This window comes from Pseudomonas sp. PS01300, from assembly GCF_029960155.1.
Classification (GTDB): domain Bacteria; phylum Pseudomonadota; class Gammaproteobacteria; order Pseudomonadales; family Pseudomonadaceae; genus Aquipseudomonas; species Aquipseudomonas palmensis.
Window position 1 is genome coordinate 51,234 of the sequence record NZ_JASCPN010000016.1, and the last position, 20,717, is coordinate 71,950.

19 protein-coding genes are annotated in these 20,717 nt (G+C 65.2%); 7 read left to right on the forward strand and 12 right to left on the reverse strand.

Annotated features, from left to right (window positions below; translation table 11 throughout):
* Positions 1-10: 10 nt before the first annotated feature.
* The gene (locus tag QMX96_RS11070; RefSeq protein ID WP_173925029.1) at positions 11-1,786 is read right to left on the reverse strand and encodes a KinB sensor domain-containing domain; all 1,776 of its coding nucleotides are present in this window, start codon (positions 1,784-1,786) and stop codon (positions 11-13) included.
* Positions 1,787-1,794: 8 nt separating this feature from the next.
* Complete coding sequence (gene algB / locus QMX96_RS11075; RefSeq protein ID WP_043862306.1) at positions 1,795-3,141, reverse strand: sigma-54-dependent response regulator transcription factor AlgB; 1,347 nt, start codon at positions 3,139-3,141, stop codon at positions 1,795-1,797.
* A gap of 207 nt (positions 3,142-3,348) precedes the next feature.
* Between algB and QMX96_RS11080 the strand changes: the two genes are divergently transcribed.
* From QMX96_RS11080 to QMX96_RS11105, 6 genes are all read left to right on the forward strand, one after another.
* On the forward strand, positions 3,349-4,182 hold the full coding sequence (locus tag QMX96_RS11080; RefSeq protein ID WP_253086862.1) for a BON domain-containing protein: 834 nt from the start codon (positions 3,349-3,351) through the stop codon (positions 4,180-4,182).
* A gap of 173 nt (positions 4,183-4,355) precedes the next feature.
* On the forward strand, positions 4,356-4,637 hold the full coding sequence (locus QMX96_RS11085) for a hypothetical protein (RefSeq protein WP_043862308.1): 282 nt from the start codon (positions 4,356-4,358) through the stop codon (positions 4,635-4,637).
* Positions 4,638-4,694: 57 nt separating this feature from the next.
* Complete coding sequence (locus QMX96_RS11090; RefSeq protein WP_009401691.1) at positions 4,695-4,859, forward strand: DUF1328 domain-containing protein; 165 nt, start codon at positions 4,695-4,697, stop codon at positions 4,857-4,859.
* A gap of 2 nt (positions 4,860-4,861) precedes the next feature.
* Entirely contained in the window at positions 4,862-5,332 is a 471-nt protein-coding gene (locus QMX96_RS11095) for an inhibitor of vertebrate lysozyme family protein (RefSeq protein WP_058542001.1), read from the forward strand.
* 727 nt (positions 5,333-6,059) lie between these two features.
* A complete protein-coding gene (gene gltP / locus QMX96_RS11100; protein WP_054916020.1) occupies positions 6,060-7,391 on the forward strand; it encodes a glutamate/aspartate:proton symporter GltP in 1,332 nt (443 codons plus the stop codon).
* A 202-nt stretch (positions 7,392-7,593) separates the two neighbouring features.
* Positions 7,594-8,823 (forward strand): spore maturation protein, encoded by a 1,230-nt coding sequence (locus QMX96_RS11105; RefSeq protein WP_054916019.1) that lies wholly within the window; start codon positions 7,594-7,596, stop codon positions 8,821-8,823.
* Here the strand turns inward: QMX96_RS11105 and QMX96_RS11110 are convergent.
* From QMX96_RS11110 to QMX96_RS11150, 9 genes are all read right to left on the reverse strand, one after another.
* On the reverse strand, positions 8,805-9,413 hold the full coding sequence (locus tag QMX96_RS11110; protein ID WP_078481270.1) for an ABC-type transport auxiliary lipoprotein family protein: 609 nt from the start codon (positions 9,411-9,413) through the stop codon (positions 8,805-8,807). The two genes, QMX96_RS11105 and QMX96_RS11110, sit on opposite strands and share 19 nt — an antisense overlap.
* Positions 9,410-10,348 (reverse strand): MlaD family protein, encoded by a 939-nt coding sequence (locus QMX96_RS11115; protein ID WP_043862313.1) that lies wholly within the window; start codon positions 10,346-10,348, stop codon positions 9,410-9,412. The genes QMX96_RS11110 and QMX96_RS11115 overlap by 4 nt, the downstream gene beginning before the upstream one ends.
* Before the next feature lies 1 nt (position 10,349).
* On the reverse strand, positions 10,350-11,144 hold the full coding sequence (locus QMX96_RS11120) for an ATP-binding cassette domain-containing protein (RefSeq protein ID WP_258660646.1): 795 nt from the start codon (positions 11,142-11,144) through the stop codon (positions 10,350-10,352).
* Positions 11,141-12,298, reverse strand: a complete 1,158-nt coding sequence (locus QMX96_RS11125; RefSeq protein WP_282361797.1) for an MlaE family lipid ABC transporter permease subunit — start codon at positions 12,296-12,298, stop codon at positions 11,141-11,143. The genes QMX96_RS11120 and QMX96_RS11125 overlap by 4 nt, the downstream gene beginning before the upstream one ends.
* A 43-nt stretch (positions 12,299-12,341) precedes the next feature.
* Positions 12,342-13,364: a DUF5924 family protein gene (locus tag QMX96_RS11130; protein ID WP_054916017.1), complete on the reverse strand. Its 1,023-nt coding sequence runs from the start codon at positions 13,362-13,364 to the stop codon at positions 12,342-12,344.
* A gap of 142 nt (positions 13,365-13,506) precedes the next feature.
* Positions 13,507-14,880, reverse strand: coding sequence for a pitrilysin family protein (locus QMX96_RS11135; RefSeq protein ID WP_282361791.1), 1,374 nt, complete (start codon positions 14,878-14,880; stop codon positions 13,507-13,509).
* Between the two features lie 37 nt (positions 14,881-14,917).
* Positions 14,918-16,576 carry a Na/Pi cotransporter family protein gene (locus QMX96_RS11140; protein WP_282361792.1) on the reverse strand — a complete coding sequence of 553 codons (1,659 nt, stop codon included), beginning with the start codon at positions 16,574-16,576 and terminating at the stop codon, positions 14,918-14,920.
* A gap of 245 nt (positions 16,577-16,821) precedes the next feature.
* Positions 16,822-17,595, reverse strand: a complete 774-nt coding sequence (locus tag QMX96_RS11145) for a TerC family protein (protein WP_043862319.1) — start codon at positions 17,593-17,595, stop codon at positions 16,822-16,824.
* A gap of 75 nt (positions 17,596-17,670) precedes the next feature.
* The gene (locus QMX96_RS11150) at positions 17,671-18,978 is read right to left on the reverse strand and encodes a CitMHS family transporter (protein ID WP_043862320.1); all 1,308 of its coding nucleotides are present in this window, start codon (positions 18,976-18,978) and stop codon (positions 17,671-17,673) included.
* 295 nt (positions 18,979-19,273) lie between these two features.
* Here QMX96_RS11150 and QMX96_RS11155 point away from each other — a divergent pair, with 295 nt between their 5' ends.
* Positions 19,274-19,675 (forward strand): GFA family protein, encoded by a 402-nt coding sequence (locus QMX96_RS11155; protein WP_274096910.1) that lies wholly within the window; start codon positions 19,274-19,276, stop codon positions 19,673-19,675.
* A gap of 6 nt (positions 19,676-19,681) precedes the next feature.
* Here the strand turns inward: QMX96_RS11155 and QMX96_RS11160 are convergent, their stop codons facing one another.
* Entirely contained in the window at positions 19,682-20,710 is a 1,029-nt protein-coding gene (locus QMX96_RS11160) for a hypothetical protein (RefSeq protein ID WP_274096911.1), read from the reverse strand.
* Positions 20,711-20,717: the final 7 nt, after the last annotated feature.

Here is a 20,717-nt window from a genome sequence, read left to right on the forward strand (position 1 = left end):
GCGAAGGCGGTTACACCGGCAGCGCCATGTAGAACTGCGTGCCCTGCCCTGGCCGTGAGTACACGCCCATGCGCCCGCCATGCAACTGCACGATCTCCTTGCACAGTGCCAGGCCCAGCCCGGCACCGCCTTTCTTGCGCCCAACCTGCACGAAGGGCTCGAAAATCCGCCCCTGCTGGCCATAGGCAATGCCTTCGCCATTGTCCTCGATACTGATGATCACCCGTTCGGCATGCCGCCGGGCATTGAGGCGGATACTGCCCGCCACCGGCGTATGGCGGATGGCATTGTCCAGCAGGTTGTCCAGCACCCGGTCCAGTTGCGCCGGGTCGGCTTGTATGCGCGGCAGTGGCGCGGCAAGCTCCACGCGCAACTCGATCTGCTTGTCGGCCAGCGCCGTTGCGAAGCGCTCGCGGGCCCGCGACAGCAACTCGTCGATCGCGCAGGGTTGCAGTTCGAGCTTCTGCAAGCCGCTCTGGTAGCGCGAAAAGTTGAGCAGGTCGTTGATCAGCTGGGTCAGCCGCTGCATCTCCTCGCCAATGGTGTCGAACAGGTCCGCCTCGCGGCTCTCGGCTGGAAACGTCAGGCGCTCGCGCAACAGGCCGAAGGCCATATGCATGCCGGTCACCGGGGTGCGCAACTCGTGGGAGGCGCGCAGCACGAACTCGCTGCGCACCCGTTCGAAAGCGCGCTGCTCGGTGACGTCGTGCAGCACCATCACCGCGCCCAGGATCTGCCCCTGTGGATGGCACACCGGGGTCAGGCTGTAGGCCAGCAGGCGGGTTTCTTCATCTATTTCCAGGCTCAGGTCGTCCGGCACGCGGTCCAGGCTGCCGCCCCGCAATATCAGGCGCAGCTGGTCGTCCAGCTCCGGGCGTTGCAGCGCCTTGCCCAGGCCCTGGCCCAGGCGGCTGGCGTCCCAGCCCAGCTGGCGCTGGGCCACCGGGTTGAGGTGTTCCAGATGGCCTTCGCGGTCGATGATCAGCAGGCCGTCGTCGATGCTGTCGAGCACCGCCTGCAGGCGCTGCTGGCCGGCCAGCAGTTCGTCGACATTGGTGGCCTGATGCTTGCGCAGCGCCTCGGCCATCAGCCCGAAACGGCGGGTGAGCTGGTTGATCTCCACGGCTGGGGTTACCGGCAGGGTGACCTCGAAATTGCCCTGGCCGATCTGGTCGGCGGCCTTGGCCAGCGCCTCGATCGGCTGGCCGAAGCGGCGTGCGATGCCGTGGGCAGTGATGAAACCCAGCACCAGCACGGCAAGCCCGAGCAGGCCCAGCATGCTGGAGACCAGCAGGGCACGTTCGCGGGCCTTCTGTTCACTGTGGTTGATATGCGCCAGGGCCTGCTTGTGCGAGTCGATCAGGTCGGTGCGCAACTGGTTGAAGGCTTCGCCCAGGGGTTGGTCCGGGCCCAGGTTGCGGCTGGGCTCGGGGCTGTCGCGAAAGGCCTTGAGGAAGGCCTGGTAATCACGGTTGGCGGTACTGAAACCCGCAAACCCCTCGGCCTGGCGTTCATGGCTCAGGCCCTCGTCGAGCAGTTGCTGAAACTTGTCCTGCAGCGGTTGCAGCGCCTGCACCTCGCTGTCCGGGTCCAGCAGCAGGGACAGCTGTTCACCCAGGTTCTGACGCAGCTTCAGGCCCAGGTCGAGGATGTAGGAGTTGTCGCTGATCAGCTTCTGCTGCGAGCTGGCCATCTGCTGCACGCTGACCAGGCCCAGAATCAGGCCCAGCAGGGCCACGGTGATCAGCGCCGAGATGCTGAGAAAAAGCCGCGTGCGCAGCTTCATTGCCAGCTTCACAGGTTGTACTGCTTGCGCTTGCGGTACAGCGTCGAGGCATCGATGCCCAGTGTCTTGGCGGCCTGGTCAAGGGTGTCGCTGGTGGCCAGCACTGCACCGATGTGCGCGCGCTCCAGCTCGTCGAGGCTCAATGCAGCCCCCACCCGCGGCGCGTTGCTGGTGGGTTGTTCGGCCATGCCCAGGTGGCTGACCTCGACCCGCTCCTGCGGGCAGATGATGCTCGCCCGTTCGATCACGTTGCGCAGCTCGCGAATGTTGCCCGGCCAGCGGTAGTTGAGCAGCGCGGCGCGGGCCTCGTCGCTGAAACCGCGGGCGGGGCGCGCGTATTCCTTGACGAAGCGGGCCAGGAAGCGGTCGGCCAGGGTCAGGATGTCTTCGCTGCGTTCGCGCAGCGGCGGCAGGTGCAGGGTAATCACGTTCAGACGGTACAGCAGGTCTTCGCGAAAACGCCCGTCGCGCACCATGTCCTCCAGGTTGAGGTTGGTGGCTGCCAGAATCCGCACGTCGGCGCGGCGCGTGACCGGGTCGCCGACCCGCTCGTATTCCTTGTCCTGGATGAAGCGCAGCAGCTTGGGTTGCAGGGTCAGCGGGAAGTCGCCGATCTCGTCGAGAAACAGCGTGCCGCCGTCGGCCTGGTTGACCCGGCCCAGGGTGCTTTCGCTGGCCCCGGTAAATGCCCCGCGACTATGGCCGAACAGCTCGCTTTCCATCAGTTCGGCCGTCAGCGACGGGCAGTTGATGGTCACGCAGGCCTTGCGCGAGCGCTTGCTCCAGCCATGAATGGCGCGTGCCAGCTCGCCCTTACCGGTACCGGACTCGCCAAGGATCAGAATGTTGGCGTCGGTGTTGGCCACCTGGCGCGCGGTTTCGAGTACCACCATCATGGCCGGGCTGTGGGAATCCAGGCCGTCCTTGGGTTTGCGCACTTCCCCTTCCAGGGCCTCCAGACGCGCCGAGAGCTGGCGCACCTCCAGTTGTTTGGCAGTGGCCAGGCGCAGCTGGTCAGGGCTGCACGGTTTGACCAGGTAATCGGCGGCGCCGGCCTGGATAGCATCGACAGCGGTGTCGACCGCCGAATGCGCGGTCACTATGACCACGCGCATCCACGGCGCCTGGATACGCATCTGCGCCAGTACGTCCAGGCCGTTGTCCTCGCCCAGGCGCAGGTCCAGAAAGCACAGGTCGAACACCTGGCGCTGCAACAGGGTTTCGGCCTGGGCGGCGCTGTTGGCCGTGGCCACGCTGTAGCCTTCATCTTCCAGGCAATAGCGGAAGGTACGCAGGATTGCGGACTCGTCGTCTACCAGCAGAATGCGGCCCTGATGTTCCGTGGCAGATTCCATTTTCCTACGCTCCTTTAAGAATGTTCTTGGTTAGTCTCGGAAAAATCGGGCAAGTTGCATGGTCGATTCTGATTGATTCCGCGCCCTGCATGCTAGCTCCCTGCTGCGAATATGACTAACTCATTGAAAATAATGAGTTTGTTTATTTTTTGAGCACTGGCACAACGATTGCGATGATGTTCCTTCTGACCAACAGGAGGCCTCATCATGCGTGCAATACGCCCGTTGGCAGTTCTGACTGCCGCACTTCTGCTCACCCCGCTGGGTTTCACCAGCGCCTCGGCGGCCGAACCCGGCCTGCAGCAGGCCCGTCAGGAAGGCGCCTTGCAGACCGCCCTGGCGCTCAACCGACTGCTCAACCCGTTCAAGATCGAAGTGGCCATCCAGGGTCAGACCGCCCGCCTGCAGGGCGAGGTGGAGAACGAGGTGGAGCGCGAGCTGGCGGCGCAGGTGGCACTGGCCACCGCCGGCATCGAGCAGGTCGACAACCAGTTGCAGGTCAACCCCGAGCTTGTGGATGAAACCCTGCAACGGCGCGCCTATGCCCAGCGCCTGGAGGACGCCACCCTGGGGGCGGTTATCCGCGCCCGCCTGCTGTGGAGCAGCCAGACCCAGGGCCTGCCCATCGAAGTCGACAGCCGGGCCGGGGTGGTCACCCTGCGTGGCCGGGTGACCAGCGCCGAGGCCAAGCAGATGGCCGGCAGCGTGGCGGCCTCTACCGATGGCGTGTACCTGGTCAACAACCTGATCAGCCTGGGCGTGAGCGACCCGGCCCAGGCCCGCGAGCAGGCCGCTGCGGCAGCGGCCGAGGTGCAGAGCGACGCGTGGATAAACGACAAGGTGCAGACCAGCTTCTTATATAGCCGCAACCTGGACGGGCCCAACATCAAGGTGGCGACACAGGAGGGGGTGGTGCGCCTGTCCGGGGAAGTCATGAGCAACGAGCAGAAGACCATCGCCCAGGAGATTGCCCGCCAGATCCGCGGCGTGCGCGGGGTGGACGCCGACATGCTCAAGGTGGCGATCAAGGTGGAGGGCTGATCGTGCAAATCGCACGAGGCCCTGGGGGGCATCGTGCAGGATGCGTCCTGCAGCTGCCCTCGGTACATGCATAAGTTATTGATTTATAAGCGTTTTATTTGATTTCAAAAGCTGGCATGCAGGCTGCAATGACTCTATCAGTCAATAACAACGATGCAGCAGAGGAGCCCGGCATGAACCTGTTAACCGCCGCCCTAGTGCAGATTTCCCCGCTTCACGTACGCCAGTTGCTGTTTCTCTGCCTGGCGGCGCTTCTGACCCTGGTTGCAGGGCAGATGTACAGCATCTGGCAGTCCAAGCAGATCGCCAACCAGATGTCCGTACAGGCTTATCACGTGGCCCATGTGCAGGCCACGCGTGCTTCGATGCTGGAAGCCAGGACCGCGCCACGTACCCACTCGGTCGATGCGGCCACCGTGGAAACCGTCGTGCCGCAGGAACGCTGGGTGTTCTGACCGAGCAATGCCCCACATCTGACACAACCGCTTTCAAAAACGGTAAGGAGAAACACCATGTTAAGTTGGGCCATCACCTTCCTGATCATCGCCATTGTCGCTGCCGTACTGGGCTTCGGTGGTATCGCCGGCGCCGCTACCGGTATCGCGAAGATTCTCTTCATTGTCTTCCTGGTACTGTTCGTCGCTTCCTTCTTCTTCGGTCGTCGCGGTAGGGGTTGACTATGAAAGGGACGCTCTACAGAGCCCTGGCAGGCGCCCTGATGGTGGGGGCCTGTACAGCGGCGATGGCGGCCAATGACGGCCAGGTCCGGACCAGCCAACTGCTTGGTTCGGACCCCGAGTACCGGGAAACCTGGCAGAAAGTGGTCAAAAAGCAGGAGCGGCTGCCCGATTGGGTCATCAACCTCAGTGGTGCTTCCACCGAGCAGATGACGGCGATCGAGGAAGACGGCGACAAGTATCTGGTCGGCCCCTTGTGCGAGACCGAGCAGAGCTGCGACAGCAGCCGTCTTATCGTGGCATTCAGCTGGGACAAGGATGAGGCATACGCGCTGTGGGTCCAGGTACCCGCCGGCCTGCCTGCCGACAAGTCACCCAGCCGTCACACCGACAAGCGTTGGTTGGGCGAGCCGAATGACGGCATGAAACAGATGCTCGAAGAGCAACTGAAGAAAGACCCGAACTACTACTGAGTGTCGCCGGACGCATCAGTATCAAATGGAAGCTGAACCTTTTGCCTGTTCCAGTTTCTATGCTGCGCCCGCTCGAGGAGAGCGGACGCATGACCAGGGGGCCGGGCTGCTCTGATTGCTACAGGATCGGAGGGGCCTAGGGGTACAGGGAGTACCTCCTTCATGGGCCGGGTCAGGGTGGTAAACGGCAACACAGTCGTGGACCGGGGTCGCATGCCGCAAGGGCAGCCGCCGGTCAGACTTGTGCACCCGGCGCAAGCCTGATGCATTTCCCCGCTTGAAAGTGACAGATCGGCCAGACGGCTGACCACCCATCAAAAAAATTCCTGACTTCTTTGACCTGCCAAATGACGTTTTTCACGCATTCGGATTGTCGAACAACGCTGTTTTGCCGGTTTGTGGATACCGCTGTATCGGCCTAATCATGGCGCTTTGGCCTTATTCGGGATTCCGAACGGGTAGGTTTTCTGCCGCTGGGACGTCCGTTTCATGCCAAAAAGATCATGCCGATTCGGCATAGGGTAGTCATTTACGGCATTAGACTCAGTGCGCCTGCATCGGAATAGTTGCGCCTTTTTCGCTGGTCCGAGCGCCCCTTGCGCTCACTTGCGGTGACCTTCTACGGCGCATTGCCTGCACCATGAAAACTCCAGGGAATCGCTTTCAGCGGCTCTAGAGTGCAGGTTTCAAGGCAGTGACCGTGTCCACTTGAACAAAGGGTAACGACATGAAGAAGGCAAAACTAAGCCTCGCCTGGCAAATCCTCATCGGTCTGGTATTGGGGATCGCCATCGGGGCGTTGCTGAACCATTTCAGTGCAGAAAAGGCATGGTGGATCAGTAACGTCCTGCAACCGGCAGGTGACATCTTCATTCGCCTGATCAAGATGATCGTCATCCCGATCGTGATTTCGTCGCTGGTCGTGGGTATCGCCGGGGTTGGCGATGCGAAGAAACTTGGCAGTATCGGCCTCAAGACCATCATCTATTTCGAGGTGGTGACCACCATCGCGATCGTGGTCGGCCTGGTGTTGGCCAACCTGTTCCACCCGGGCGCCGGCATCGACATGAGCACCCTGGGCACCGTGGATATCTCCAAGTACCAGGCCACCGCCGCCGAGGTGCAGCATGAGCATGCGTTCATCGAGACCATCCTCAACCTGATCCCGTCGAACATCTTTGCAGCGCTGATGCGTGGCGAGATGCTGCCGATCATCTTCTTCTCGGTGCTGTTCGGCCTGGGCCTGTCGAGCCTGCAGGCAGACATCCGCGACCCGCTGGTGAAAACCTTCCAGGGCGTGTCGGAAGCCATGTTCAAGGTCACCCACATGATCATGAACTACGCCCCGATCGGCGTGTTCGCCCTGATTGCGGTGACCGTGGCCAACTTCGGTTTCGCCTCGCTGCTGCCGCTGGCCAAGCTGGTGCTGCTGGTGTACTTCGCCATCGCCTTCTTCGCCTTCATGGTGCTGGGCCTGATCGCCCGCCTGTTCGGTTTCTCGATCCTGAAACTGATGCGCATCTTCAAGGACGAGCTGATCCTGGCCTATTCCACCGCCAGCTCCGAGACCGTGCTGCCGCGCGTGATCCAGAAGATGGAAGCCTACGGTTCGCCCAAGGCCATCTGCAGCTTCGTGGTGCCGACCGGCTACTCGTTCAACCTGGACGGTTCGACCCTGTACCAGAGCATCGCGGCGATCTTCATCGCGCAGCTGTACGGCATCGACCTGTCGATCAGCCAGCAACTGCTGCTGGTGCTGACCCTGATGGTCACCTCCAAAGGCATTGCCGGTGTGCCGGGCGTATCGTTCGTGGTGCTGCTGGCGACCCTGGGCAGCGTGGGCATCCCGCTCGAAGGCCTGGCGTTCATCGCCGGTGTCGACCGCATCATGGACATGGCGCGTACCGCCCTGAACGTGATCGGCAACGCCCTGGCGGTACTGGTCATCTCGCGCTGGGAAGGCATGTATGACGATGCCAAGGGCCAGGCGTACTGGAACTCGCTGCCGCACTGGCGCAGCAAGACCCCGGCGCCGGCTGGCGAGACCGCTCAGCACTAAGCTGCTGACGGCCTGAAACACAAGAGCCCCGACCCGTCGGGGCTTTTTGTTGCCTGCCAGAAGCTTCGCCGGCAAGGCCGGCTGCTACAGACGATGCCGAACCTGTAGGAGCCGGCCTTGCCGGCGAATGGGCCGCCGCCGTTTATGGCGTCTGCCTACCCACCCCGCTATCATGCGCTCCAACTTGCAAGGGAAACGACCAATGCTCAACGGCCTCTGGCTCGGCTTTTTCGTGGTGGCCGCCCTCTCCGCACTGGTGCAGTGGCTGGTGGGTGGCAACGCGGGCATCTTCGCCGCCATGGTCGAGAGCATCTTCGCCATGGCCAAGCTTTCGGTCGACGTCATGGTGCTGCTGTTCGGTACCCTGACCCTGTGGCTGGGCTTTCTGAAGATCGCCGAAAAGGCCGGCATCGTCGACTGGCTGGCCAAGGTACTCGGCCCGCTGTTCCGTCGCCTGATGCCCGAGGTACCGCCCGGCCACCCGGCGCTGGGCCTGATCACCCTGAACTTCGCCGCCAACGGCCTGGGCCTGGACAACGCCGCCACGCCTATCGGCCTCAAGGCCATGCGCGCCCTGCAGGAGCTCAACCCCAGCTCCACCACGGCAAGCAACGCGCAGATCCTGTTCCTGGTGCTCAATGCCTCGTCACTGACCCTGCTGCCGGTGACCATCTTCATGTACCGCGCCCAGCAAGGCGCTATGGACCCGACCCTGGTGTTCCTGCCGATCCTGCTGGCCACCAGCGCCTCGACCCTGGTGGGCCTGCTGTCGGTGGCGGTGATGCAGCGCCTGCGCCTTTGGGACCCGGTGGTGCTCGCCTACATGGTGCCCGGCGCGCTGCTGCTGGGCGGCTTCATGGCGCTGCTGGCGGGCCTGTCGGCCACCGCGCTGGCCACCCTGTCGTCGATCCTGGGCAACCTCACGCTGTTCGGCCTGATCATGCTGTTTCTGCTGATCGGCGCATTCAAGCGGGTGCCGGTGTACGAAACCTTCGTCGAAGGTGCCAAGGAAGGGTTCGACGTGGCCAAGAGCCTGCTGCCCTACCTGGTGGCGATGCTGTGCGCGGTCGGCGTGCTGCGCGCCTCGGGGGCGCTGGAGTTCGGCCTGGACGGCATTCGTCATGTCATCGAATGGCTGGGCTGGGACACGCGTTTCGTCGATGCCCTGCCCACCGCGCTGGTCAAGCCGTTCTCCGGCAGCGCGGCGCGGGCCATGCTGATCGAGACCATGCAGACCCACGGGGTGGACAGCTTCCCGGCACTGGTGGCCGCGACCATCCAGGGCAGCACCGAAACCACCTTCTACGTGCTGGCGGTGTACTTCGGCGCCGTGGGTATCCAGCGCGCACGCCACGCCGTGGGCTGCGCGCTGCTGGCCGAGCTGGCCGGGGTGCTGGCGGCCATCGCGGTGTGCTACTGGTTCTTCGCCTGAGCCACGGTCCAGTCCACCAGTTGCGCCATCAGCCGGTCGGTGGCCTGGCCGAAGCCGCCGACCACCGCCGGTACCTGGGTCTGCGCCACCGGCTGGCGCACCTCGAAGCTGTGGCTGGCCAGCACGCGCTGGGTACGCCCCTGCACCAGTCGCGCATCCAGGCGCACCACTACTGCCAGCCCGGCATCGCTGTACTCGCTCTGGAACGCCTGCAGTTCGCCGACGATCTCGTAGTCGGCCTGCAGGTTGGCGTCGTCGGCACTTACCCGCTGTACCCGGCCATCGCGCTGGAAGGCGTCGAGCATGCGGTTGCGCAGCAGTGCCGGCACCGGGTCGGCCCAGCGTGCGCCCTTGTAGCTGCTGATCAGGTCGCCTGCCGGCACCACGGCAATGCGCGGTGTGCCGAGGATCTCGCTGGCCAGCGGCTTGTTGATACGCAGGGTCCAGGCCACGGGTGCGGCGTTGCTGCGCACCGGTTGCGCCGCCGGCAGGCGGTACACGTCGGCCGGCTCCGCCTTGGGCAGGATCGAGCAGGCGCTGCTCAGGCTCAGCAGCGCGGCCAGGGCGAGGGTGCGGCAGGGGCGGCTCATGGGGTGAACTCCTTGTTTTTGTCGCGGCCCAGCAGGTAACCGCTGGGGTTGGCCTCCAGGCGCTGGGAGATGCCCTTCAAGGCAGTCAGGGTATCGCGCAGTTCGCGGATCGCCGGGGCCAGTTCGTTGAAGCCCTGGGCGCCGCTGGTGATCGCCTCGCGGTTGTCGGTGAGCAACGCGTCGATGGTGGCGGTGCTGCGCGCCAGTGACTGCATGGCCTGGTCGGCGCTGTTGACGATCTGCTTGCCGTCGCTGCCGAGCAGGCTGTTGGCGTTGCGCATCAGCTGGCTGGTCTGCTCCAGCGCCGCGCCGGCCTGCTTGCCCACCTGGGCCATCTGCTGGATGGCCAGGCGGATGTCGTCGCGCTGCCCGGCAATCGCGCCGGTGGTCTGCTCCAGGTTGGCCAGGGTGGCGCCCAGGCGGGTGGCGTTCTCTTCGGAGAACAGTCGGTTGGCGTTGTGCAGCAGCAGGTTGATGTTGGTCACCAGGTCGCTGCTGTTGTTGAGCAGGCGCGCAATCGGCGATGGCGAGGCGACGATCACCGGCAGCCGGCCGCCCTTGCCTTCCAGCGGCGGGCTCTGCGGGGTGCCGCCGCTGAGCTGGATCAGCGAGGTGCCGGTGACGCCGGTCAGGGTCAGCTTGGCCTGGGTGTCCTGCTTGATCGGGGTCTCGGCGCTCAGGCGGATCTGCGCCAGCACCCGGCGGGGGTCGTTGGGGTCCAGGCGCAGGCTGATCACATCGCCCACCTTGATCCCGCTGTACTGCACCGCACTGCCCTTGGACAGCCCGGTGACGGCCTCGTTGAACACCACCTCGTAGTCCTTGAAGGTGCTGTCGACGCTCGACTTGGCCAGCCACAGGCCGAACAGCATGGCGCCGGCCACCACCAGCACGGTGACCAGCCCGATCAACACATGGTGCGCGCGGGTTTCCATTTCAGTTCTCCTTGAGCGCTGTGGCGGCCTGGTAGGCCGCACGGCCGCGCGGGCCATGAAAATAGTCGTGAATCCACGCGTCGTCGGTTTCCGAGACCTGGTCGATGGGGCCGGCCACCAGCACCTTCTTCTGCGCCAGCACGGCCACGCGGTCGGTGATGGTGTAGAGGGTGTCCAGGTCGTGGGTGATCAGGAACACGCTCAGGCCCAGCGCATCGCGCAGGGTCAGGATCAACTGGTCGAAGGCGGCCGCGCCGATCGGGTCGAGCCCGGCGGTGGGCTCGTCGAGAAACAGGATGTCCGGGTCCAGCGCCAGGGCGCGGGCCAGGGCGGCGCGCTTGATCATGCCGCCCGACAGCGACGCGGGGTATTTGTCGGCCGCCGACAGCGGCAGCCCGGCCAGGGCCAGCTTGACCCCGGCCAGATGCTCGGCGTCGGCGCGGCTCAGGCCGGCATGTTCGATCAGCGGCAGTGCGACGTTCTCGGTGACGGTCAACGACGAGAACAGCGCGCCCTTCTGGTACAGCACGCCGAAGCGACGCTCCACCTGCGAGCGCTGCTGGTCGCTGGCCTGGCTGAGGTCCTGGTCGAAGATCCTCACCGTGCCCTCGTTGGGCCGGCGCAGGCCGACGATGCTGCGCAGCAGCACCGACTTGCCACTGCCCGAGCCGCCGACCACGGCGAGGATCTCGCCGCGGTACAGGTCCAGGTCGAGCTGTTCGTGCACGCTCTGGGTGCCGAAGCGGTTGCACAGGCCCCGCACCTCGATGACCTTCTCGTGGCTTGCCTCACTCACCAGCTCATCTCCATGAAGAACAGCGCGAACACCGCATCCAGCACGATCACCACGAAGATCGACTGGACCACCGCCGAGGTGGTGTGGGCGCCGACCGATTCGGCGCTGCCGGTCACCTTGAAACCTTCCAGGCAACCGATGGCCGCGATCAGGAAGGCGAAGAACGGCGCCTTGGCCAGGCCCACCAGGAAGTGCTGCACGCCGATGTCGCTTTCCAGCAGCGACAGGAACATCGCCGGCGAGATGTCCAGCGACACCGCGCACACCACGGCGCCGCCGATGATGCCGCACAGCATCGCGACGAAGGTCAGCAATGGCAGCGCGATCAGCAGCGACAGCACCCGCGGCACCACCAGCAGCTCGACCGGGTCCAGGCCCAGGGTGCGGATCGCATCGATTTCCTCGTTGGCCTTCATCGAGCCGATCTGCGCGGTGAAGGCGCTGGCGGTTCGTCCTGCCATCAGGATGGCGGTAAGCAGCACGCCGAATTCACGCAGGAACGAGAACGCCACCAGGTCGACGGTGAAGATGCTCGCGCCGAAACTGGCCAGCACCGTGGCGCCGAGAAAGGCCACTACCGCACCCACCAGAAAGGTCAGCAGCGCGACGATGGGCGCCGCGTCCAGGCCGGTCTGTTCGATGTGCGCGACCACGGCGGTCATACGCCAGCGCTTAGGTTGCAGCAGGCGCCGGGCCAGGGTGGCGATGATCAGGCCGATGAAGCCGAGCAGTTGCCGGGTGTCTTGCCACAGCACGTCGACTGCCCGGCCGATGCGGCACAGCAGTTGGGTCAGCACGGACGTTTCCGGCTGGCGCTCTGGCAGGCAGTAGTCCTGTAGCGAGCAGTACACGGTGTGCAGCAAGGCGCGGTCGGCGGCCGACAGCGGGCTGGCGTGGTCATCGGCCAGTTGCCCCAGGCGCTCGGCACCCAGCAGTTCGACCAGCAGCGAGGCGCCGGCGGTGTCCAGCTTGCCCAGCTGGGCGAGGTCGACCTTGGCGCTGGCATCGTACTGGCCGTGCAGGGCCTCGGTGCTGCGCTTGAGCGGCGTGTAGTTGGCCAGGGTCCAGTCGCCGGCGATGCGCAGGCAGGCCGGGCTGCGCGTGGTATCGAGGGTGGCGCTGGCGGGGGTGACGGTGGTGGTCATAGGCTCCAGACAGTCCGGCAGGCGCTCCAGTGCGCCGGGTCAGAGCATAGCGTCACTTGGCGACGGATGCTTGACCGTCATCAACCACCTCGAAGCGCAGCACGCCGATCACCTGGCCGTCTTCGGTGAGCACGCGCACCTGCCAGTGCCCGACCGGGTTGCTGGGGAACACCTGCTTGTGGGTCCAGGCGCGGTAGCCTTCCTTGCGCCCGCCATTGATGTTCAGGGCAATGCGATCGACCTCTTTGCCGTCCTGTTTCCATACGTGGTAGATGCGTTCGTTGAGGCCGCGCGGGGCCTTGATCGCGGTATAGGCATAGAGCCCGGCGCTGCGGATCTGGCTGGCGCTGACCTGCTCCAGGCTGTCGCCGGGGGTGCGGTTCTGCAGCTGGGTGCTGATGGCCACTTCGGTCATCCACAGTGTCGCCGGCGGCACCCACGAGCGCAGCAGCCAGCCGCTGCCGCCAACGGCCAGGGTGACCAGCACCAGCATGGCGGCACGGCGCCAGTGATTGATCGGGAAGCTGCTGGCCAGGCTCGGGAACGACAGCAGCATGGCGATGCCCAGCGCCAGCTTGAAGCTCTGCGACGTGGTCAGGTGCAGGATGATCGGCAGCGCCGTGAGCAGCGCGGCGAACAGGGTCAGGGTGTGCAGGGCCAGGAACAGCCAGCGGCGCGGCGCCAGCCAGCGGTAGTACAGCGGGTCGACGATCGACACCAGCCCGGCGCCGGCCAGCAGGCCGGTGAACACCAGCTGGCCGCTGTTCCAGGTGGTGGTGACGAAGAAGAACGGCAGCACGAAGAACAGGCTTTCCTGGTGGATCATCTGCGTGGCGTAGCGCAGCAGCGGCTGCGGGATCTCGCGCTTGAACAGGCGGGTGAACAGCTGGGTGAAGGTGTTCTCGAACATCAGCCACAGCCAGCTCACCAGCAGCAGGATGGCGACCCAGCTGGCCAGGCCTTCCTGACGGTCTACCAGGATGAAACTGCCGATACCGGAAATGAAACCGCCGAGGGCGATGACCCCCGGGTAGCGCTTTATCAGGTCGATCAGGCGCAGGAGAAGTGCGGGCATGGTGGGGCGTTCGCTGGGTGAGGTAAAAATCTGTTACAGGATACGCTGCTTTCGGGTGTCAGTAATGGCCCTATCGCGGGTCAAGCCCGCTCCCACAGGGTGCACGTGATCATTGTGGGAGCGGGCTTGACCCGCGATTGCGTCAGCCGCGGCGTCGCCGCCACAGCAGCAAGGCCGCGAACACCAGCCCTAGCCCCAGTGCCCCCAACCCATACAGCTGGTCATACCCCAGCAACGGCTTCTCTACCCGCACATACCCAGGCTCGGCGAACAGCGCCTGCAGCGCCGCATCCGCATCCTCCAGGCTGACCTCGCGCAACCGGGTCTTCGCCTCGCCGACCCGACCGTCGGCATAGTCGTTCAACGCTCCCCAGTAGTAGTCGGCCAGCGCGCTGTTGCCCTGGCTGGTCCACGCTTCGCGGGCGATTGCCGCGGCCTTGATGCGCTCGAACGTGGCGCGGTCCAGGCCGTCCTTGCGCAGGCGCTCGATCATCTGCTCCAGGATCTGCTCGGCCGCCTCGACCTGATCGCTGTCCAGGTCGGCATTCAGGCTCAACAGGCCGGTGTCGCCAAAACGCTCGCGCTGCGCCGACGGCCCGTACGACAGGCTGTGCTGCAGGCGCAATTCGCGATACAGCGCCCAGTCCAGGTAGCGCTGCAGCAGGTCGTAGGTGGCGTCGTGGTTTTCATCCAGCACCGGCTCCAGGAACATCCAGTGCAACCGCGCACTGTCGCCCAGCCAGCCGCGGATCAGCTCGCGGCGCGCCTGGGCCTTGTGGGTCACGCCATCGAGTACCCGGCGCTCGCCCGGTTCCACCGGCTCCAGCTGGCCCCAGGTGCGCTCCAGGTAGGCGGGCAGCACGCGGTCCAGGCCGCCGACCACGATCAGGCTCATGTTGTTGGGGGCGTACCAGTGCTGGCGCAGTTCATTCACTTCTTCCAGGGTCATGTCCTGCACCGAGGAGCGCTCGGCACACTTGAGCCCCAGCTCCACCGCCAGTTGGTCGCTGGCACGGTGGCCGAGGTCCTGGCGGTCCAGCCAGCGCTGCAGGTGGGTGTAGTGCCCGCCGTCTTCACGCTCGACGATGCTCTTCGACACCTGCAAGGCGTTGGCATCGATACGTGTGTCCTGGAGCACGGCCAGCAGCAGGTCGAGCACCTTGCGCTGGTTGCGCGCCGGGGCCTCGATGACGAAGGTGGTGTCGGCGCTGCTGGTGTAGGCGTTCCATTCACCGCCCAGGGCCTGCATGCGTTCTTCCAGCCCGCCTTCGCCCGTGTCGTCGATACCGCTGAACAACAGGTGTTCGAGCAGGTGCGGCAGTTCCTGGCGCGCGCACGGGAAGTCGTCGAAGCCAATGCCCACCACCAGTCGGATCGACACATGGTCGCGCTCGTAGCCGGGCTTGAGCAGCACCTGCAGGCCGTTGGGCAACAGGTAGCCCTCGACCTGGGTGCGGTCGAGGGCAAAGCTTGAAGAGGCGCCCAGCAACAGGCAGATGAACATCAGGCAACGCATCACAGGCTTCCTTGCACGGGTTCGGGGCAGCGCCGGGTCAAGGCGAATGGGCATCGTCCGGTACGCTGTCGATCATCAGGGCGCCGGTATCGCTGCCGCCCAGTACCGCATAGGCACTGCTGCAGAACAGCGAGTTGAGACGTTTCATGTCGGCGATCAGTTCCAGGTGCAGCGAGCTGGTCTCGATGCTCTGCACCACCTTGCGCTGCAGGCGGCTGACGTGGGCATGGGCCAGGCGCCGCTCCTGGGCGCGGAAGCGACGCTTCTCGCGCAGCAGCTGGCGTGCGCTGTGCGGGTCGCCACTGAGGAACACCGACAGGCCCAGGCGCAGGTTGGACAGCAGCTGGGTCTGCAGCACGGTCAGCTCCTCCAGGCCCACCTGGGAGAACTCGCGGCGCTGCGACGTCTTCTGCTGCTGCACCTTGCGCAGCATGCGCTCGATCAGGTCGCTGGCCAACTTGAGGTTGATCGCCAGCTCGATGATCTCGGCCCAGCGCTGGCTGTCGTGCTCGCCGAGGTCTTCGCGGGGCATCTGCGCCAGGTACAGCTTGATGGCGTTGTACAGGCCCTCGACGTCGTCGCTGAGGGTGCGCACCTGCTGGGTCAGGGCGGTCTGGCTGCCGCGCAGCACGTTGAGCATGGCATCGAGCATGCTGTCGACCAGGTCGCCCAGGCGCAGGGTCTCGCGCACCGCGTTGGCCAGTGCCAGGCTCGGGGTGTCCAGCGCGGCAGGGTCCAGGTGGCGGGGCTTGGCGTGGCCGTTGGTTTCCTCGCGCTCGGGCAGCAGCCAGCGGCACAGGCGCCCCATTGGCGTTGCGGTGGGCAGCAGGGCCAGGCAGCGCAGGGTGTTGTAGATGAGGTGGAAGCCGATCACCAGCTCTTGCGGGCTGAAGGTCAGGCTGTCCATCCAGTGCACCAGCGGGTCGAGCACCGGGATGACCACCAGCAGGCCGATCAGCTTGTACAGCAGGCTGCCCAGCGCCACCTGGCGCCCGGCGGCGTTCTGCATGCTGGTGCTCAGGAACGCCAGCAGGCCGCTGCCGATGTTGGCGCCGATCACCAGGCCGATGGCCACCGGCAGGCTGATCATTTCGGCGCCGGCCAGGGTGGCGGTGAGCAGCACCGCGGCCAGGCTGGAATACGAGATCAGGGCGAACAGCGCGCCCACCAGGGCGTCGAGCAGGATGTCGCCGGTCAGCGAGGCAAACAGCACCTTGACGCCCTGGGCCTGGGTAATCGGTGCAGCGGCCTCCACGATCGGTTGCAGGGCCAGGATGATCAGGCCCAGGCCGATGCCTACGCGCCCCAGTTGCCCGGCGCGGGTCTGCTTGCGCGAGAGGAAGAAGATCACCCCGAGGAAGATCAGCAGCGGCGACAGCCACGACAGGTCCAGGGTCAGCACCCGCGCCATCAGCGCGGTCCCCACGTCGGCGCCGAGCATGATGGCCAGGGCCGGGGTGAGGGTCATCAGGCCCTGGCCGACGAACGAGGTCACCAGCATCGCGGTGGCGTTGCTGCTCTGCACCATGGCCGTGACCAGGATGCCGGCGATGAACGCCAGGGGCCGCTTGGCCATGTTCTGGCTCAGCAATCGGCGCAGGTTGGAACCGTACACCCGCAGGATGCCGGTACGTACGATATGTGTGCCCCAGATCAGCAGGGCCACGGCCGAGAGCAGGTTGAGCAGGGTCAGCATACTTACGGCCCCCTGTTAAGGCGCCCCAGTGGGGCAAGTGGATGACGCGGTGAGCCTGGCCTGGTGACCGGCGGTTTTTTCCAGTGCTCACTTAAGCTGTAGTCGGCCAAGGGCCGTGGCGCCAGCATGGCATGCATGCACAGGCTTTGAAACCTCGCGCGCCGGTTAGGGCAACTTCGCTGGCGCGTTGCCCTCCCAAAAGACAAAAGGCCCCATTCGGGGCCTGTTGTTCAACGCAGCCAGTGTTACTGACCCGGAATGTCCTTGCGAAGTTTCACCGGGTCGCTCTGCTGTTTCTTTTTCGCCGCCGCGGTGCGCATCTTGATGTTGATCGCCTCCACCGCCAGCGAGAAGGCCATGGCGAAGTAGACGTAGCCCTTGGGCACGTGCACGTCGAAGGCTTCTGCAATCAGCACGGTGCCGACCACGATCAGGAACGACAGCGCGAGCATCTTCAGCGACGGGTGCTTGTCGATGAACTCGCTGATGGTCCTGGCGCACAGCATCATCACCAGCACCGCGACGATGATCGCCGCCACCATCACCGGCACGTGGGACACCATGCCCACTGCGGTGATCACCGAGTCCAGCGAGAACACGATGTCGATGATCGCGATCTGGATGATGGTGTACAGGAACTTGCCACCGGCTTTGCCGGAAGACGGCTCGTCGTGGGTTTCGTCCTCGCCTTCGAGGCCGTGGTAGATCTCCTGGGAGCTCTTCCACAACAGGAACAGGCCGCCGAAGAACAGGATCAGGTCACGCCCGGAAATGCCCTGGCCGAACACATGGAACAGGTCGGCGGTCAGGCGCATGACCCAGGCGATCGACAGCAGCAGCAGGATGCGCGTGACCATCGCCAGCGCCAGGCCGAAGATCCGGGTGCGCTGCTGCATGTGCTTGGGCATGCGGCTGACCAGGATCGAGATCATGATGATGTTGTCGATGCCCAGGACGATCTCGAGAGCCGTCAGGGTAAAAAAGGCAACCCAGATTTCCGGGTTGGTCAGCCATTCCATGTGTGTTCCTTCGAGCGTGTGGGGCGTTGCGCGCCGCAGGGGTCGACGCGCAAGCGTTGGGATGAAACGGATGAATTATAGGCTGCTGAACAGCGGGAAAATTCCCATCAGCAGCGCCGCGAACATGATGCACAGGCACACCAGCACCGCCCATTTGAGGGTGAAGCGCTGGTGATCGCCGAATTCTATACCGGCCAGGGCTACCAGCAAGTAGGTCGAGGGTACCAGCGGGCTGAGCAGGTGGACCGGTTGCCCGACGATCGAGGCACGGGCCATCTCCACCGGGCTGATGCCGTAGTGGCTGGCAGCTTCGGCCAGCACCGGCAGCACGCCGTAGTAGAAGGCGTCGTTGGACATGAAGAAGGTGAACGGCATGCTCACGATCGCGGTGATTACCGCCAGGTACGGGCCCATCGCTTCGGGGATCACCGCCAGCAGGCTCTTGGACATGGCTTCGACCATGCCGGTGCCGGACAGGATGCCGGTGAAGATGCCCGCCGCGAAGATCAGCCCCACCACCGCCAGCACGCTGCCGGCGTGGGCCGCGACGCGGTCCTTCTGCTGTTGCAGGCACGGGTAGTTGACCACCATGGCGATGCTGAAGGCGATCATGAACAGCACCGGCAGCGGCAGCAGGCCGGCGATCAGCGCGACCATCAGGGCCAGGGTCAATGCGCCGTTGAACCACAGCAGCTTGGGCCGGCGCGCGTCGGGATATTGCGATACGCTGATTTCACTGTGGTCGATTTCATCGCCCGGCAGGTGCAGTTCGCCCAGGCGGGCACGTTCGCGCTTGCCGTACATATAGGCGATGGCCAGGATGGCGAACACGCCGAAGGCCATGGCCGGGATCATCGGCACGAAGATGTCGGACGGGTCGACGTGCAGCGCGCTGGCGGCGCGGGCGGTGGGGCCGCCCCAGGGGGTCATGTTCATCACCCCGCCGGCCAGGATGATCAGGCCGGCCATGATCCGCGGGCTCATGCCCAGGCGGCTGTACAGCGGCAGCATGGCGGCCACGCAGATCATGTAGGTGGTGGCGCCGTCACCGTCCAGCGATACCACCAGGGCCAGCGCGGCGGTGCCCACCGAGACTTTCAGCGGGTCTCCCTTGACCAGCTTGAGGATCTTGCGCACGGCCGGGTCGAACAGGCCGGAGTCGATCATCAGGGCGAAGTACAGAATGGCGAACATCAGCATCACGCCGGTGGGTGCCAGCTTGCTGATGCCCTGCAGCATCATCGGGCCGATCTCGCCCGAGAAGCCGCCGAACAGGGCGAAAATGATCGGTACCAGAATCAGCGCGATCAAGGCCGACAGGCGCTTGGTCATGATCAGGTACATGAAGGTGATGACCATGGCGAAGCCGAGGAAGGTCAGCATGGGGCAGTTACTCCAGGCGAGGCGCGTCGAGAAAGGGACGAACGGATCAGCGCAAGGTGCGCGGTGCTGGGAGTGACGGCGGGAGGGCAGGCAGAACGCGGGCGTGGAAGGACATCAGTATCACCATTGTTGTTGTTGATTGGGCCGGGCACTGCAGTAAAGTCAGAGCCCTGGCTGACCGGTCTTTTGCCGGAGGTGAGGCGATGCTAAGTGCCCAAGCTTTCAGCCAGCTTTCGGCAGCACAAAGGCGACAGAAGGTTTCATCAACCAGTGCGGGTCTGCAGGAGCGACGAGGATGGGCGAAGTGCATGAAGGCGGCTGCCATTGCGGCGCCGTGCGGTATCGGGTGGCAGGTGCGCTGGAGGATGTCGCGCACTGCCATTGTTCGGTGTGCCGGCGCGTGACCGGCGGGTTGCTGGTGACCTGGGCGACGGTGCGCTGCGAGGACTTCCAGTGGCTGCAGGGCACGCCGCAGCGCTACGACTCGTCGGCCAGCTGCGTGCGCTACTTCTGCAGCCGCTGTGGCGCGCACATGGCGCTGACCACCGACCTGAGCCCCGAAAGCATCGATATCACCATCACCACCCTGGACGCACCGGAGCAGGTGCAGCCGCGCCGGCATATCTGGACCGACAGCCGGCTGCCCTGGGTGCACCTGGACGAGCAACTGCCGGGCGAGCCCGGCGAGACGCTATAGCGCGGGCTACTCGATGATCACCCCGCCCAGGCCCTTTGGCGTATTGAACGACTGAGCGCGCAGTTGCTCGGCCTGGCGCAGGATGATCTGCGCCTGGCGGTTGCCAGGGTCCTGGCTGAGCACGCTGTTGGCCAGCGAACGGGCGGTGGCACCGTCACGACGGGCCAGGGCGCTGCGTGCCTGGCTCAGTTGCTGGCCCACCAGCCCGGCATTGGCTGCGCTGGCAGGTCGTTGTACGGGCGGGCGCGGGGTGGTGAGCGGACGCTGCTGCGCCGGCTGCACGACGCGAGCCTGTTGTTCCAGCTGTTGCTGGCGCTTGGCGAGCTGGGTTTGCTCGTCGCGTAGCTGCTGCTCCTTGGTGGCCAGCTCACGGGCCTGCTGCTCGCGTTGCGCCCGTTCGGCCGCAGCCTGACGAGCGGCTGCCGCACTGGCCGCGGCGGCTGCCGCCTGGGCCTTGGCCTGCTGGTCGCGCTGCTGGCCCTCGAGCCCGGCCTGGGCGCGTTGCAGCAGGCTGATGGCGCGCGGGTCCTTGCTCTCGATGCGCAGCGCGCTTTCGGCTTTTTCCAGCGCACAGTCGAACTGGCTGCTGCGCAGGCACGCCTGGCCGGCGGCCAGTTCGGCTTCGAACTGCTGCAGCGACTGGCGCTGGCTGGCCTGGTAGGCACCGTAGCCGAGTACCGCCACAACCACACCGGCGGCCAGGGCAAGCTTGCGCCCGAGGTTGCGCGACTTGGCCACCGGCGCCCCTTGCACTACCGGCGGTACGGGCGGCGGCGTCACTACCGGTGTGCTCACGATGCCTGCCGGGGCCAGCGTGTGCACCGGTTCGATCACCGGCGCGGGCACCGCTGCGGGCATGGGGGGCGGGGCCGCGCTCACCACGACCACCGGCGCCGGCGCGGCGGGTGCAGCGGCCACAACCTGGCTGCTGGCGCCGCAGTACGGACAGAACGCCACCGGGCCGCTCAGGGGCTGGTTGCACGCGCTGCTGGCGCAGTTGAGCGGGAAGGCCGGATTTTTCGCGGATGCGGACATGGGGCCT